This is a genomic window from Pedobacter sp. SYP-B3415 (assembly GCF_004138205.1).
GTDB lineage: Bacteria > Bacteroidota > Bacteroidia > Sphingobacteriales > Sphingobacteriaceae > Pedobacter.
Map to the genome: position 1 here is coordinate 1 of NZ_RXNQ01000007.1, position 16,655 is coordinate 16,655.

The following is a 16,655-nucleotide window of genomic DNA, read 5'->3' on the forward strand; positions in this document are numbered from 1 at the left end:
GCCCGCCAGAGCCGATGGTACTGCGGTAACACGTGGGAGAGTAGGTCGGTGCCAAATCTTATCAATATGGCCTTAGCATTCACTTGCTGAGGCCTTTTTGTTTCTATACAAATCCAGATACTTCTGCCTGACCACCGCCGGCACCCATTTCAGGAGAATTGATCCTCGTCAGTTTTACCCGTTTACCGTCCATTATTTGGAATAGTGGTAGGTTAGCCAAACCTTTTTCCGTATCTTTGTTGCGAAATTAGCAAGTATGAATATTCGATTAGGGCAAAGAAAAGAGGTTATGAAGCATATTGAAAAATATATGCTTGAGAAGATGCCCGAATACCTGAAACCCATCGACGAAATCTGGCAGCCGTCAGACCTTCTTCCCGATGCCAGCCGCGATGACTTCTTCTCAAAGGTGAAAGAACTTCAGCAAAGCGCAAAGGAACTTTCATACGATCTTGTTGCTGTTCTCATCGGTGACACCATTACCGAAGAAGCACTGCCAACCTATGAATCATGGCTGACCACCGTTGAAGACGTATCGCTGGATGAAGAAGGTGGCTGGATGAAATGGACACGCCACTGGACAGCTGAAGAGAACCGTCACGGGGATTTGCTGAATAAATACCTTTACCTGTCAGGCCGTGTGGATATGCGCCAGATGGAGATTTCTACGCAATACCTCATCGCTGACGGGTTCGATATTGGTACCGGCCGCGATCCTTATCGCAACTTCATTTACACTTCTTTCCAGGAACTTGCTACAAATGTTTCTCACAGGCGTGTAGCCAGCCTGGCAAAAAAAGACGGTGATACATTGCTTTCGAAAATGTGTGGAGTCATTGCTTCTGACGAAGCGCGCCATGCAAAAGCGTACAAAGACTTTATTGCACGTGTGTTCGACGTAGATGCAAATGAGGCCATGCTTGCATTTGAAGATATGATGCGCAAGAAAATTGTTATGCCCGCCCATTTCCTGCGAGAAATTGGTCTCAAGATGGGGCAGACATTTGGCCACTTCACAGATGCGGCGCAACGCCTCGGTGTGTATACTTCAGCCGATTACGTCGACATTCTTAAACAGCTTATCAATGATTGGAATATCGAAGCGGTCCGTGAGCTGAATGATGCCGGTGAAAAGGCGCGTGATTATTTACTTGCGCTGCCAGACAGGCTGACACGCATTGCAGAGCGGATGAAAAATCCGACTATGGAATACAAATTCAAATGGATCCTGGCTTAGCGTGCAAAACAAAAGTTAGAAAGAAATCAGACGACGGATCATTCGTGTCCCATGTCTCAACAATAAAAAAGCCCGCTGATTTTTGTCAGCGGGCTTTGTGTTTAAAGCTGTTTGATCTTTATATTTTTCCAGCGAACCTTAATGCCTCCTCCGTCATGGATTTGTAAGGCGATAAATCCCTTACCAGCGCCGATCTTGGCGTCCTTTATATTTACCATCTCTGTTCCATTCAGCCAGCTTGTAACCTCATCACCAGATACACGGATACGCATATGATTCCAGTCGCCTGGTTTTAAAGCTTCCTCTTTTTCTGCTGTTGGCTTGATGAGCCAGCCACGACCATACGACTCATAAATGCCGCCTGTACTATGACCCTTAGGAGCCACTTCGACCTGCCAGCCGCTGATCTTCGTTCCTTCTATGCCTGAGCGGATGAAAACGCCGCTGTTGCCATTGGCTTCCTGTTTAAAATCCAGGTCCAGGATGAAGTTATCGTAAGCTTTCGTGGTTGATAAATATCCATACTTCTTATCAGGACCGCTTTCACAAACAAGTTCTTTGTTCTCAACGTACCATTTTTCGGTACCATGTACGGTCCAGCCGTTCAGATTCTTGCCATTGAAAATAGATTTAAAGCCTTTCTCAGGCAGGCCTGCAGCAATGAACACGATGGCCAGCATGGCTAAGATGATTTTGTATTTCATGGTTTTTTAGGTTACATGTTTCTTCTGTATTGTCCGCCAACTTCGTAAAGTGAGCGACTGATCTGGCCTAATGTACAGCATTTGCATGCATCCATCAACTGATCAAAAATATTTGCTCCCGAAACAGCGGCCTGCTGCAGCTTGCTGAGCTCCTCGCCGGCGCGTGTTGCATGTGCTTTTCTAAAATTCTCCAGGTTGCGGATTTGTGTCTCTTTCTCTGATTCGGTGGCCCTGATTACCTCTCCGGGCGTTACGGTTGGTGAGCCATTTTTATTCAAAAAAGTGTTTACACCTACAATAGGGAATGCCCCGGTGTGTTTCAACGTTTCATAATGCAGACTTTCTTCCTGTATCTTGCCACGCTGATACATCGTCTCCATTGCGCCGAGTACGCCGCCCCGCTCATTGATTCGTTTAAATTCTGCCAGCACAGCCTCCTCAACCAGGTCGGTGAGTTCTTCTATAATAAAGGCGCCCTGGAGCGGGTTCTGGTTCTTTGCTAATCCGAGTTCCCGGTTTATAATCAGTTGTATTGCCATGGCCCGCCGGACCGATTCTTCTGTAGGTGTTGTGATCGCTTCGTCATACGCGTTGGTGTGCAGTGAATTGCAGTTGTCGTAAATCGCGTACAGGGCCTGCAGCGTTGTGCGGATGTCATTGAAGTCAATCTCCTGTGCATGCAACGAACGTCCTGAGGTCTGGATATGATACTTGAGCTTTTGGGAGCGATCGTTTCCTTTATACTTGTTCTTTATCGCCTTTGCCCAGATACGCCGGGCAACCCGCCCGATCACCGCATATTCCGGATCAATTCCGTTTGAGAAGAAAAAGGACAAATTAGGTGCGAAGTCGTCAATATGCATTCCGCGGCTGAGGTAATACTCTACGAACGTAAATCCATTACTCAGCGTAAAGGCGAGCTGGGAAATCGGGTTGGCCCCCGCTTCGGCGATATGATAGCCGGAAATGGAAACGGAATAAAAGTTTCTGACTTTATTTTCAATAAAAGACTTTTGTATATCGCCCATCATGCGCAGTGCGAACTCGGTCGAAAAGATACAGGTGTTTTGCGCCTGGTCTTCCTTCAGAATATCGGCCTGAACGGTTCCCCGCACTGTAGCCATGGCATGCGCCTTAATCCGGGCATATATATCAGGCGGAAGCACCTCATCGCCGGTTACACCTAACAGCATCAGACCAAGACCGTTATTACCTTCGGGAAGAGCGCCTTCATAAATGGGTCGTGCTACTCCGCGCTCCTGGAAAATGGCGGTTAACTTCGTTTCCATCTCTTGTTCAAGACCATGTTCGCGGATGTATTTCTCGCATTGCTGGTCGATCGCCGCGTTCATGAAAAAGCCGAGCAGCATAGGCGCCGGCCCGTTTATGGTCATAGATACCGAAGTAGCGGGATCACACAGATCAAAGCCTGAATAAAGCTTTTTGGCGTCATCGAGCGAAGCGATACTTACGCCTGAATTACCGATTTTCCCATAGATATCAGGCCGTACATGCGGGTCTTCGCCATAGAGCGTTACAGAATCGAAGGCTGTTGATAGCCGGTGAGCAGGCTGCCCCAGCGACACGTAATGGAATCGTTTGTTGGTACGTTCGGGGCCGCCTTCTCCAGCGAACATTCTCGTAGGATCTTCACCCTCGCGTTTAAGCGGAAAGACGCCGGCGGTGTAAGGGAAATATCCCGGGAGGTTTTCCCGCAGCAGCCACCGAAGCAACTCGCCATGGTCCCTGAACCGGGGTAACGAAACCCGCGGAATGTGTATTCCTGACAAAGACTCGTAATATAGAGGCTGCTTTATTTCTTTTTCACGAACCTGATAGCTGAATTCCGGCAGCTGGTAGGCACTGAAGAGAGAGGGCCAGGCCAGAAGCATTTTTTTGCATTGTATGTCAAGTTGCTCATCCTGCAGGGCAAGGAGACTCTTCAGCCGGGTTGCGGTTTCCTTATCGGCATCCTCGTCAAGCAAAGCAAGTACATCATTCAACTGCCAGATTTTTCTGGCGGCATCAGATTGTCTTTCCACCCACGCTTCGTAAGCTTCGCTTGCTTCTGCAATTTCTGCAAGGTACCTGATGCGTTCCGGGGGGATTATATATGTTTTTTCAGATTCGGCGGTAACAAGCGCTGTAGTTAATTCGAATTGCACACCTGTTTTGTCTGCGATCTTGCTGATCAGGGCCATGAACAGATTGTTCATTCCAGGGTCGTTAAATTGCGAGGCCATTGTACCAAATACTGGCAATTCATTTTCAGGGAGATCAAAAGCCTGATGGTTACGCCTGTATTGCTTTTTTACGTCCCTCAAAGCATCAGGCGCCCCGCGCTTGTCGAATTTGTTGATCGCTACAAGGTCTGCAAAATCAAGCATGTCAATCTTTTCGAGTTGCGTGGCGGCACCGAATTCGGGCGTCATAACATAAAGCGAAACATCGCAATGTTCTGTAATCTCTGTATCAGACTGGCCAATACCTGATGTTTCGATAAGAATAAGATCAAAACCTGCCGCCTTACATATATCGATGCTTTCCTGGACATGTTTAGATAACGCCAGATTGGCCTGACGTGTAGCCAGCGAGCGCATATACACACGCTGGTCGCTAATGGCGTTCATCCTGATTCTGTCGCCAAGCAGGGCGCCGCCCGTTTTCCGCTTCGACGGATCAACCGAAATGATTGCCAGCGTTTTATCCGGGATCTCAATAAGGAAACGTCTTACGATTTCATCAACCAGTGACGACTTCCCTGCGCCGCCCGTGCCGGTTATGCCCAATACAGGTGTGTTTTTGTTTTGCTTTTTCCGCAGTTTGTTTACGAAATCTCTTGCGTTTTCAGGTTCATTCTCTGACGCGGTGATGGCTGCCGCAATTGCCGGAAACGACCTGCCCAAAATAGCCTCCCCCGAGAGGGACGCCACATTACCTACAGCAAAGTCTGTTTGCCGAAGCATATCGTTTATCATGCCCTGCAACCCCATCTTTCGCCCGTCGTCGGGAGAATAGATCCGTGCAATGCCGTAACTGTGCAGTTCGTCGATTTCATTTGGCAGGATGACGCCGCCGCCACCGCCAAAAATTTTTATATGTCCTGACCCCAGCTCATTGAGCAGGTCATACATGTATTTGAAGTATTCAATATGACCACCCTGATAGGAGGTTAAGGCGATACCCTGAACATCTTCCTGAATAGCGCAGCTAACAACCTCTTCGACAGAGCGGTTGTGCCCCAGGTGTACAACCTCAGCACCCGAAGCCTGAAGAATACGACGCATGATATTGATCGTTGCGTCATGCCCGTCAAAAAGCGAGGCGGCAGTAACGAACCGGACCTTATTTTCAGGTTTATAAATTTCCTCTTGCTCCATGCAGATATATTTGGCTCTTAACAATCCTAAAGTTACTATTTATGGCCGGGATATGGTGAATGAGAGCGATCTGCGGGCAAAAAAAAGGCCCCGTTTCGGGACCTCCATGTTTAATATTGATGCGTCAGCTCTGTAATCGGTTCCCCGACATTACCATTCGGCATCTGTATGCGCAGCATCGCCGCAAGGGTAGCAGCAATGTCTGTCATGTAGTGGTTTTTATTTGTTTTGCCAGGCTTCACGTGCCAGCCCATAAACACGAGCGGGATATGTGAATCATAGGGATTCCAGTTTCCATGGGTTGTTCCGGTTCTGCTTCCGTTAAACCACCCTGGGTTTAGAATATAATACAGGTCCCCGCTACGTCTTGCATTGTACCCATTCGTGATCATTTTTTTCTGTACATCGGTCAGGGTGCTGCCCGAGATATTTTTCAGATCAACTACGTCGGTAACACCTTCCTGTCGTCTTAAAAAATCCATCGCTGCATCACGAACTTCTTTGTAATCGGCTTTTGCATCGGCAATCACCTTTCTGTCGAATAAAATCTGGTTGTTCTGTGCCGCGCGAACGGCTTTTTTCAGCCGGAACCTGTCTTCCAGCGTAGCATTCAGGTTTTTAGCAATTTCACTGTCGCTTATAACCCCCGCAGGCAGTTTATTTTCAGCCATAAAACCCGGAGCGTGTGCTGCGCCATGATCTGCTGTAATGAAAAACAGGTACTGCCCTTTTCCAACCTGTTTATCAAGATAGTTAAAGAACTCTTCTATGTCTTTGTCCAGCCTCAGGTAGGCATCTTCGGCCTCAATCGAGTTAGGACCATACTGATGTCCTATATAATCTGTCGACGAGCAGCTCACTGCAAGAAAGTCTGTCACATCATCCGTGCCCAGGTCTTCAGAAAGAAGTGCAAGTTTGGCCAGATCGAGCGTGATGGTGTTTCCGTAAGGAGTTCCTCTGATCGCATCGTAATTTCGGTTTACGAATTGGGTAAGCATGTGGGGAAAGGTACTGTTTCTGCCTTCATAAGCCTTCTCATCGGTCGTACTGTTTGTGTATGTGGCGATCGGATAAAGCGGTTCCCAGTTTTTTGCGTAAAATTTGTTAGCCAGCTTCATCTTGTTATAGTCTTCCAGCCACATAGGCAGCTGCTTCATGTAATACGTACTGGTTATCCAGTTACCAGACTTGCCGTCATACCAGTATGCTGCATTCGCCGTATGGCCAGCCGGGAGAATGGACCCCCGGTCTTTCAGAGAAATGCCAATTACTTTGCCTTTGAAGTTTGTGGCGAGACGCAGCTCATCTGTAATCGTATTGCTAAGCATATTGCGGGGCGACATTTGCCCTTCGGGCGATTCCGCGCTACCAACTGTATGCACACTTGTGTCGCCGGCACAATAGACGCGTTTCAACGTTTGTGCATCTGTCCAGTCATTTCCAATGATACCGTGAATGGCCGGGACAGAACCGGTATAGATACAGGTATGGCCGCAGGCGGTGTAAGTTGGTGTATAAGGAATGTAGGTGTTTTCTGCCGAGAAACCTTCATTGATGAGTCTTTTAAAGCCGCCTTTGCCATATCGCGAATAATAACGGTACAGGTAATCCCAGCGCATCTGGTCGACCACAAGTCCAACGACCAGTTTAGGTCTTGCTATCTTTGCCGGATAGGCAGGAGCTGTTGCTGTTTTCTTTTGAGCGCGCAGGTGTGTACAAACACATGCGAGTGCTAAAAAAGCAAAGAGACTAAGTTTTTTCATTTGTTTTGGTTGAGTGCTAAAACTAGCTATTTTGATATAAACTTCCTGTAAAAAACACGTTATAGGATTGTTGCTCAAATTGCTTCGGCAACGACAAACGTACTGCCGCCGATGAAAATCAGATCATTTCTCGCGGCACTTTGTTCGGCCGCTGCCCGCGCTTTAGTCACACTTTCAAACACCTCGCCCTCCAGCCCCTGCAAAGCTGCCAGTTGCTGCAGCATCTCAGCTGCGAGTGCCCTTTCCAGTTTCGGACTACAGAAGTAATACTTAGCGTGTTTTGGCAGCATGCTTAATACACCCGTCACGTCCTTGTCGCTTACCATGCCGAAAACCATATGAAGGTTTTCGTATGGCGTATCTGATATATTTTGAAGTACCTCCCGGATCCCGGCCTCGTTATGACCCGTATCGCAGATAACCAGCGGCTCTTTTGATAGCGTCTGCCAGCGACCCTGTAGTCCGGTGTTGCTTTTTACAGCGTTCAGACCGTTTCTGATTGACTGTTCATGCAGCTCACAAAGAGCAGACTGGCGCAGCACTTCGGTAGCTGCAATGATTGTGCGGATGTTTTTTTCCTGGTAGGTTCCGCTGAGGTCGCAGGTCAGTTCAGGATAAATATCTGCCAGATCACGACGTACTGAAAGCTTAAGCCGGTCCTGTTGCCTGCTTACTCCGAATGTGCTGAGCATCTGGTCGGCAAAATAAATCGGTGCCTGCATGTCGGCGGCTTTCTGGAGAAAAACGGCAGTTGTTTCAGCCTGCGTTTCACCGATGACAACCGGGATGCCTTTTTTGATAATGCCCGCCTTTTCTGCAGCAATAAGCGGCAAGGTATTGCCAAGCAGCGCCACATGGTCCATGCTGATGTTTGTAATGACAGAAAGAACAGGCTGGATAATGTTCGTTGAGTCCAGTCGCCCGCCCAATCCGACTTCGACAACAGCAATTTCTACCCCTGATTGCGCAAAATGCCTGAAAGCGAGTGCGACCGTAACTTCGAAAAATGATGGCTCAAGCTCCTCGATGAGTTGCCGGTTCTGTTCGATGAAATCGACCACGTCCTGCCTGGCGATCATCTTTCCGTTTACACGGATGCGTTCGCGGAAATCTTTCAGGTGCGGAGAGGTATAAAGGCCGGTCCGATAGCCTGCTTCCTGCAGGATGGAGGCCATCATATGTGAACAGGAACCTTTTCCGTTTGTTCCTGCTATATGAATAGAACGAAAGGTTTGTTGTGGATTTCCCAGTGCCTCGCACAGCGCAAGGATATTGCCGAGGCCTTTTTTGATTGCAGCAGCGCCAACCCGGGTAAACATGGGCAACCTGCGGTAGAGGTACTCAAGCGTTTGATCGTAGTTCATAAACACTGCAAAGTTATGAACTGCGCCGGGGGGCGCATAAACTTATTTCACTTTGAAATTAAAGACTACAACGCCGACCTGCTGATTGTTACCGGAAGCTGAGCGTGTCAGTGTAGCGCCCATAACTGCCTCCCGGCATTTTTCCCACAACGCCTTGTCAGACAGCGTCGTTCCTTTTACCCCCGCCTGTGCATTTGTAACAATGCCATCTGCATTGATGTAGATACGAACGGCAATCTTACCGGTTTTCTGACCATCATCTTTTGGCACAACGAGGTTAGTGAAGCTGCGCAGTTCTATCGGTTTGTTGCCGAAGCCGGAACCACCTTCACCATAATTGGTTGCAAGCGGGTCTCCATCGCGATCTCCCTGGTTGCCTGGGGTGCTGCCGGTGCCATCGCCACGGCCCATCCCTTTATTTGCTTTGCCTTTATAAAGTGCGTTCTGGTTGATGGTTTGCTCGACAGGCTTGGTGTTGTTGGAGGCATTCGGGGCAGCGTTAGATTTGTTATCTTTTGTATTAACGGTTGCCGCGTCTTCGTTATCTTGCGTAACGACATTTTTGTCGCTCGCCTGTGTGTTTGGTGTAGGCTTTGTTTCCTGCTCGGTAATTACCTTATCAGGCATCTGTCCGTTCGCATTTGGCGCCATTGAAGGCTCCTCAATGCTTGTATAATCGTCGCCCATCCCTTCGGGCGATGTGCCAAAATTGACAATGACACCGCCTGTACCCAGTTGTTCCTGCGTGAAAGGGGTTCCGATAAGATATAGAAAGCTGATTGCCAGAAATACGATAAATACTCCGGTAGAGATGGCAAGTGCCTTCGGATAATTATTTTCTTCGCGGTATTGCATTACTTTTTCGGTTCTACAGCCAGCACCAGTTTAGCCTTTGCCTTGTTGGCAATATCAATGATCTGGATGGTCGTTTCTGTAGGAATATCCCTATAAACATACAAAATAATGGTCAATTCCTGTGCCTCTTTTGTATATGCTTCGATCTTACTTTGCAGCTTTTCCAAATTCACAGGCTGCTTTTCGATGAAGTAATTTTTGTTTTCATCGATTGAAACCGTGATCGTCTTTTTTGCAACCAGCTGTTCGCCCGATTGTGAACGGGGCAGCAGCAATTTTACCACTTCAGGATTGGCTACAGCTGATGCCAGCAGGAAAAACAACAACAGGAAGAACATGATGTCGTTCAGGGCAGACGTACTGACCTCTACAGTTCCCTTTTGTCTTTTTCTAAAATTCATCGTCCGGGTTCTTCAAGTAAGTCAATAAACTCAATTGCATCGGTCTCCATTTTCAGGATGATCTTTTCTATCATCATATTCAGCACATGGTAACCCACGTAAGCAACGATACCTATGATCAGACCCGAAGCTGATGTTATCATCTTTGTATATAGACCGCCTGAAATTGTACCGATTTCGATTACGCCCTTAATAGATACCTGGTGGAAGATTGAAATTACACCGATAATGGTTCCCACAAACCCAAGCATGGGTGCAATACCCGCAATGATTCCCAGAATACCTACGTTTTTCTCAAGCTTTGATACTTCCAGTTTACCAATATTTTCAATAGCGCCTTCAATATCCTTGATAGGCCTGCCTACGCGCAGAAGACCTTTCTGCAACATGCGGCCAAGTGGTGTGTTGCTGTTTTTGCATAACGCGATCGCTCCGTCGAGCCTTCCCGACAGGATGCTTTGTTTCACCTGCACCATCAGATTGGTTTCGTTCCGCGATGCTTTGCGTATGGTGAGATAACGCTCGATAAAAATAACCAAACCGAGAAACGCAAGTATCCCGATCGGGATCATTACCCAACCGCCTTTGATGATCAGGTCAATAAAACGAAGCTCTTCAGGCGGAGCGGATAAAACATTTGGCGCTGCGCTCTGAGCGCTGTCTACGACCTGCTTCACGGTATCGGTGGCACCTTGCAAAAATGTAATCATGTGTTAAATTAATTTGGTTTTTTTGTGTGTACATAGGCCCCGTTACTGCCTGATTTTTTACGCAGCGCGGGTAGGTTTTGTTCTGCTTCTGCATAGGATTTGAAAGACCCTATGCTTATATGGATCATCGGTCCGCCGATCTCAACAATATGGGCTTTAACACCGCGTTGTTTCATTTGCTGAATAAAGGCGGCTGCTTTTTTTTCAGTTTGCCAAGCTGAGGCAATGACCTCGTAACTTGGCTGTCCATTTGATTTGACGGTCTTTACCGTATCCTGCTTTGGTTTTACCGGAGCGGAAGCGGATGGTTTTTTGATTGCTCCCGTATCTTTTTGTACACTGACAGTATCCCGTGGAATGCTGTCTGTGACCGGCGGTAAAGCGGGTCTGCTCATTTCGCTTGTCGTTTCGGCTGGCCTGTTCAGGCCGAACCATTCGGGTTTTAGAAAATAAGCAGCAGCAAGGGCTGCAAGAACAATCAGGATTCCGATCAGGATTTTCATACCGGTTGATATGCCCTTACGGTCCTCGGTATAAACCGGCGGTGCAGCTGGCGGCTCTGTGATCTCGGTTGGTTCTACTTTGTCAAAGACCCAGGCTTTTTTCGGTAACTCCTGGTCGCCGGCAGTTGTCGCCGTATTTTGTTCCTGAGGCCCGGCCGTAGCTGGAATCTCGTTTACCGTAGGCATACTGCTACCTGTTGCTACAGGAACGGCTTCGTCTTTACCGTCATGCTGATCAGTTACCGCTGACGTGTCCGGCTTCGTTTCCGGCTCATCAGCTTCGGCAGCGGCCTCTGTCGGTAATTCATCGTTACCTTCGGTGACAGCTTCCTCACCAGTCTTTACATCGATCGATTCGACCACAGGGTCGGTCTCTTCCGAATTGTCGGCGGCCTGTAAGGCATCCTGCGGAGCAGAAGGCACCTCATCTCCGGCTGGTGTTTCAAACACTGTTTCTGCCATCGGCGGCAAGCCATAAAATTCTGAGGCAGTCGCGTCTGCATTGGCTTCGAAAACTATTTCGTTCCCGGCCATACGAAGAATGCCTAGTCCGGAAAGCACATACGCTCCCGAAGTATGAACAGCTTCTTTGACCTGCCGGGAAAATTCCCCGACGGCCTTCCGGGCGGAATCCTGGTCAAGTTGTCTTTCTGAAGCGAGGAGGCCGGGAAGCAGTTTATCTTCCTGGAGTTCCGGTACGAATGCAAGTACAGATGCCGGTGGAACAAACATGCGTTGGGCGGCATCATACCTTCCCGGAACTTTTCGTTTCAGAAATGTACCCAATCCGTCAACACCAACTTCTTTGTGGTGGTTGAGAAGGGAAGAAAGGTAAATGGTGAGATCCATGCGCATTAATCATTTGGGTTTGTACCGGCTTCGCTGTTTAAAACGAATAAGTCAGACCGCCAAAGATATTTAAACCGTTGTATTGATAGTAAAGAAATTTACTGTATTTGTTGTTCAAAAGGTTGTTTGCACGTGCAAAAACCGTGAACTGTTTATTGATCCTGTATTCTGCACCTGCACCGATGTCCGCAAATCCGCTGATGGTAACGGTTTGTTCGATCCCCGGATCGGGTACTACATATTGTCCGGCAGGAACCGGCGCAGTTGTATAGATCTTCGCTTTGCTGTCATCCTGTACAGCCAGTGAAGCGTTGAAAGATATTTTATCAGTGATATTGTATAAAAAGTTTGAACTCAGGCGCATCTGCGGTTTGAACCATGCTGCACTTTCCGATGCCGGTTTGTAATTATCAAAATTCAGTTTTCCGGTCCAGCGCAGATCGTCACTAACCTGCACCGAAAGTTCGCCTTCAATGCCGGTAAGTTTCATGTTTCCGAAGTCATAGATCACATCAAAGCGGCTAAAGTCATCGAAATTGTTTACGAACAGGGGCATATCAGTAAGCGTTTTATGATAGAAGCGCGCTTTATAGCCAAAACCCGGACCGCCGGTGCCTTTGATGCCGCCGCTTATGCTCATTTTTTCTACCGTATTCCTGATATTAATATTGGTATTTAACCAGGGATTTTCATCTGTAAAGTTCTTCAGCGAATTCCTGTTCACGTCGCCTTTAACTTCGCCGAAGATCTGCAAATAGTCTGGAATCAGCGTAAAGTCTGCTGTAATGGCCGGGAAGAGGCGGGTGCTTTCGTATAAGCCGAATTCCTGTACAAAGTTGATTCCGGCTGTAATTTTCACACCATTCGCCTGCAGGCGTATGTACGGGTTTAATCGCAGGATGTTGTTTTTAACGCTGGTCAGTGCATCGCGTGTACTTCCAAACTCACCGCCTGCTGCCAGCCCGAGATTGAAGCTGTTGATGCGTTTATTCACGTAACCGTTTAAAGTCAGGTAATTTTCTTTTGCCGCATATTGATCTCCCCACAGGTAACCGTTCAATTTTACAGCATAACTGAGCGCATCTTCGTCTTCAGTAAATTTATTGATTACCTCGCCTTCAGCTTCAAAAAAATTAAAGCGCTGTTTTGCCGGATCGGGATTGAGATCGACCGGGGCATCCGGATTAAACCCATAAAAGTTGAGGCCGTTTCGCTCAAAATTCAGGCGGCCGCTTACGGTTGCCATGTCAAGAATGGTGCGTCCGAAAACAGAAAGCTCCTGTTTGTCAAACCGCTGGCCGCGGATGGTACCGCCCTGTCCGAAATGGCGGAAATAACCGCCAACCTGCAGTGCTTCGTCTTTTCCATTGGCTACGTAAGCTTCAAGCAGGGAAGTTGCGTTCATGCCAAAGCCTCCCTTTACATAGTTGTTGACCAGCTCTGTAGCTTTTTCGTCTGCAACCTGCTGGGCCTGCAATTTCAAAATGTCGCTGTTTAGCTCGAGCTTGCGGTCTGTGAGGCTGTAGTTGAGCCTGGCTTTATAAGTTTTGACATCGTCGAGGTTCGGACTTCTGCGTAATTTAAATGCTTCAGCAAGAATAGGTTTATAGGGACGAACTACCTCAATCTCTTCTGCAACTACCTTTTTATCTTTATCATCTTCTTTTTTGTCCTGGGCTAGCGTAACCGCGCCCGTGGCCATAAGAAGCATTGTTGTATATAAGAACTTATTCGGTTTCATTTGGTGTTATTTGCGGTTTAACTCTTCCAGTTTCTGTTTTGCCGTAGGGATGATATCGTCTTTACCCTCGTAATTGTCAATTACGCTGAGCAGCGTGCTTTTCGCCTGCAGGTTATCTTTCAAAGCGACATAGTTGTCGGCAAGCAGGATAAAGGACTTTGCTACCCAGTAATCATGCGAAGGCATGTTATTGATGACATCAAAACAGGTTTTCTGAGAGGTTTTGTAATCGTTCTTTTTGTATTGCAGCAGCGCAATATTGTATTTGGCTTCTGCCGCTGCAACTGTCTTGGTGACTTTGGTTACGTTTGTAAATGCTTTAAGGGCAGCTTCATTATCACCTTTGATAAGATAAGCTTTACCTTCATACAGGCCGGAACTGTTTTTTTCTTCTTCAGAGGCTTTTTCCGACTCCCTGATCAGCTTGACATATTTCAGCATATCATCTGCGGCATTCAGCGCATCGTAAGCTTTCAGCAGGTTATTGATGGCATAATTGTAATGTGCTTTATAGTCGGAAGTCGTTTCCAGACGTTTCAGGTACACGATCGCCTCATTGTACTTTTTCTGGTCAAGATACAGGCGCGAGATACTAAGTAACGAACGTTCAGTGTAATCGCTGGTCCAGTCGTTCAGAATAAATTCATAGTCGCTAACAGCTTCTTCCGGTCTTCCCATTTTAACAAGGGACTCTGCACGGATGAATTTCGCTTCCTTATCATGTATAGCTTTCGGGAACTTGTCAAAATAAGCATTTACTGCTTCGAAGGCGCCTTGTGCATTGCCCTGCAGATATAGATTTTTCGCAGCCTGGAAGACGATGTTGTCCTGTTCAGCAGTAGAATAATTGCCGAGTGAGGTTGTGCCTGCGTACGACATAAAGCCGTTGGCATCGCCACGGTCTACATAAATATTTTTGATAGATTCCAGCGCTGTTTTTGCTTCGTCGGTGCTTTCGTATTCACGGATTACCTTTTTGAAGGTTTCAAGCGCCGCATCGTCCTGGTCCTGGTTGTACTGAACGAGGCCAATGGTTACGAGGGCCCGGGGCACATAACTGCTCCGCGGGTATTTGGCGATAAGATCAATCAGGTCTGACTTGGATTTATCAAAATCGCCCTTGTTGAAATAGGTATATGCGGTTTCGAAACCAGCATCGTCCGCATAGTTGGAATTAGGAAATTGCTTTAGCAGGGACTGCATGGTCGCGATTTTTGCATCGTGCTGGTTCTCCAGCCCCTGGATCATACCGGTCTGAAAAATTGCGTAATCCTCACTTGAGTTTTTCCGGCTGATGATACGCCTGTAATAGGTCATCGCACTGCCGTAATTTTTGTTCACAAAATAGGCATCGGCCAGGCGGATGGTTGCATCGTCGATTGTCTTCTGGTCTTTGTCATTGCCATTCAGGAAACGTTCAAAGTAGGTAGCTGCTTTGCTGTATTTTTCATCTTCGAAAGCTGCGTATGCAAGCGCATAATTAGCAAAATTGTAGACGTTTGTCTTTTCTGCACCTGGCAGCTGCAGGAATTTCTCAAAAGTACTGACAGATTCGCCGTACTTGCGAAGCTCATACATGGCTTCTCCTTTCCAGTATGTAGACAGGGCGAGAATCTCATTATCTTCGGGAAACTTTTCCGAACGCAGGAACATTGATAATGCATTTGGGAACGCACGTTCGTTGTAAAATTCAAGTCCACGGAAATACGTTACTTTTTGATAGGCCTCGCGGGCAGCCGCGTTTTTATCCTGAATCGGTTCGAGAATATCGATCGCCGCCTGGTAATTTTTGTTCGTGAGCAGCACTTCGCCCAGCAGTGTTTTAGCTTCGTTTATCTTCCTCGAGCGTGGAAATTGTTTAATGAAACCCTGTACAGATTCAAGTGCCTGCTGATGAAAATCAAGCTCATAACTTAATTTTGCATAGCTCAGCCAGGCTTCTTCCTGGATATTTTTGTCAAACTCAAGACGCGAGGAACGGAAAAAGGCACTTCTTGCTTTCGGCTTGTCGTTTAGCTCAACAAGTACCTTCCCAAGCGTATACATGCCATTCTGAAGATACACATCGTCGTTACTAAGTTTTTCCAGGGTACTGGCAGACTGTCGATATTTCTTCAGCTGATAAAGTGTATAGCCATACTGGTAAACGAGCAGGTTATTCTGAACCTTGGGTTCGCGCGAAAAATAGGCTGCGAAATAAGGCTCTGCGCTTTTGAAGTCGTTTTTAGCAAAATAAGAAGCGGCAATGATACTTTGCATTTCTGCCTCGTATGTCTGCTTTGTTTGCTTCAGCATGGGGATGGCATAGGCCAGCACATCGTCATACCGTTCATCCAGGTAATACATTGATGTAATGTAATATGGATAGCTGGCCTCGTAGGTTGGCGACCCCTTCAGTTTTTCAAAATTGCTAAGTGCCGTCTTGTACTCTTTGTTCAGGTAGTTGATGTACGCAAAATAATAAGTCGCACTTTCCTGATAAGGCGATTCAACTTTTTTTACTGCCTCAAAAAGCGGCTCGGCCTTTTCGTAATTTTCTTCAAGGAAATAAGCGTATCCCTGCTTGAATTGATATTCAACACGTTGTTTTCGCGAGAGGGTAGAAGGGTCGGTCTTCTCGAACCACTCCAGCGCTTTCTTATAATTTTTCTGGTTGAAATAAGCTTTTCCAACATGGAAGTAAGCCAGTTTGGTGTTGGGATTAAGCGGATAATCGCGAATGAAATTTCTAAACAGGCTTTCTGCGTCATCATGATTCAACTCTAAGGCACAAACTGCCAGGTAAAATCGTGCGTTTTCTTTCAGCAGGCTGAGCTCGGCATTGCTGGTTTGCTGGGCGTTCGGTTTGTTACGAACCTGCTCAACGAGTTTGAACTGTTGTGCAGCTGAATTGTATTTTTCGTGTTCCAGAAGTTCAATTCCGGTCTGATAGTTTTTGTGCAGACTGACGAGTTCGCTAACTTGTCCGAAAGCATTCGAAAACGTACAGGCAAGCACCGGCAGAATATAAAAGTATCTTTTGTGCATCAGGTTTCAGTTATGGTTGGTACTAAAATAAATCTTCGTTTCGTCTCTGTGCTTATAAGTAATTAACAAATGTTAATAATGTGCTTATAACGCAGACCGCGATAAAATGGTATGAAAACCT

Annotated in this window: 11 protein-coding genes; 1 reads left to right on the top strand and 10 read right to left on the bottom strand. The window is 47.0% G+C overall.

Annotation, left to right across the window (positions count from 1 at the left end; translation table 11 throughout):
• Window positions 1–256: 256 nt before the first annotated feature.
• On the top strand, window positions 257–1,237 hold the full coding sequence (locus tag EJV45_RS04370) for an acyl-ACP desaturase (RefSeq protein WP_129714440.1): 981 nt from the start codon (window positions 257–259) through the stop codon (window positions 1,235–1,237).
• Between the two features lie 101 nt (window positions 1,238–1,338).
• Here the strand turns inward: EJV45_RS04370 and EJV45_RS04375 are convergent, their stop codons facing one another.
• The 10 genes from EJV45_RS04375 to EJV45_RS04420 all read right to left on the bottom strand — a co-directional run bounded on the left by EJV45_RS04375 (window position 1,339) and on the right by EJV45_RS04420 (window position 16,534).
• Complete coding sequence (locus EJV45_RS04375) at window positions 1,339–1,941, bottom strand: DUF1080 domain-containing protein (RefSeq protein WP_129714441.1); 603 nt, start codon at window positions 1,939–1,941, stop codon at window positions 1,339–1,341.
• An 11-nt stretch (window positions 1,942–1,952) separates the two neighbouring features.
• Window positions 1,953–5,321, bottom strand: coding sequence for a methylmalonyl-CoA mutase family protein (locus tag EJV45_RS04380; RefSeq protein ID WP_129714442.1), 3,369 nt, complete (start codon window positions 5,319–5,321; stop codon window positions 1,953–1,955).
• 110 nt (window positions 5,322–5,431) lie between these two features.
• On the bottom strand, window positions 5,432–7,084 hold the full coding sequence (gene pafA, locus EJV45_RS04385) for an alkaline phosphatase PafA (protein WP_129714443.1): 1,653 nt from the start codon (window positions 7,082–7,084) through the stop codon (window positions 5,432–5,434).
• 74 nt (window positions 7,085–7,158) lie between these two features.
• Window positions 7,159–8,448: a folylpolyglutamate synthase/dihydrofolate synthase family protein gene (locus EJV45_RS04390; RefSeq protein WP_129714444.1), complete on the bottom strand. Its 1,290-nt coding sequence runs from the start codon at window positions 8,446–8,448 to the stop codon at window positions 7,159–7,161.
• A gap of 42 nt (window positions 8,449–8,490) precedes the next feature.
• Complete coding sequence (locus tag EJV45_RS04395) at window positions 8,491–9,303, bottom strand: energy transducer TonB (protein ID WP_129714445.1); 813 nt, start codon at window positions 9,301–9,303, stop codon at window positions 8,491–8,493.
• Window positions 9,303–9,704, bottom strand: a complete 402-nt coding sequence (locus EJV45_RS04400; RefSeq protein ID WP_129714446.1) for a biopolymer transporter ExbD — start codon at window positions 9,702–9,704, stop codon at window positions 9,303–9,305. The genes EJV45_RS04395 and EJV45_RS04400 overlap by 1 nt, the downstream gene beginning before the upstream one ends.
• Window positions 9,701–10,414 (bottom strand): MotA/TolQ/ExbB proton channel family protein, encoded by a 714-nt coding sequence (locus EJV45_RS04405; protein WP_129714447.1) that lies wholly within the window; start codon window positions 10,412–10,414, stop codon window positions 9,701–9,703. Before EJV45_RS04405 ends, EJV45_RS04400 begins: the two co-directional genes overlap by 4 nt.
• Before the next feature lie 8 nt (window positions 10,415–10,422).
• A complete protein-coding gene (locus EJV45_RS04410; protein ID WP_205942326.1) occupies window positions 10,423–11,766 on the bottom strand; it encodes an SPOR domain-containing protein in 1,344 nt (447 codons plus the stop codon).
• 37 nt (window positions 11,767–11,803) lie between these two features.
• On the bottom strand, window positions 11,804–13,507 hold the full coding sequence (locus EJV45_RS04415; protein WP_129714449.1) for a hypothetical protein: 1,704 nt from the start codon (window positions 13,505–13,507) through the stop codon (window positions 11,804–11,806).
• A gap of 6 nt (window positions 13,508–13,513) precedes the next feature.
• A complete protein-coding gene (locus tag EJV45_RS04420) occupies window positions 13,514–16,534 on the bottom strand; it encodes a tetratricopeptide repeat protein (protein ID WP_129714450.1) in 3,021 nt (1,006 codons plus the stop codon).
• Between the last annotated feature and the right edge of the window lie 121 nt (window positions 16,535–16,655).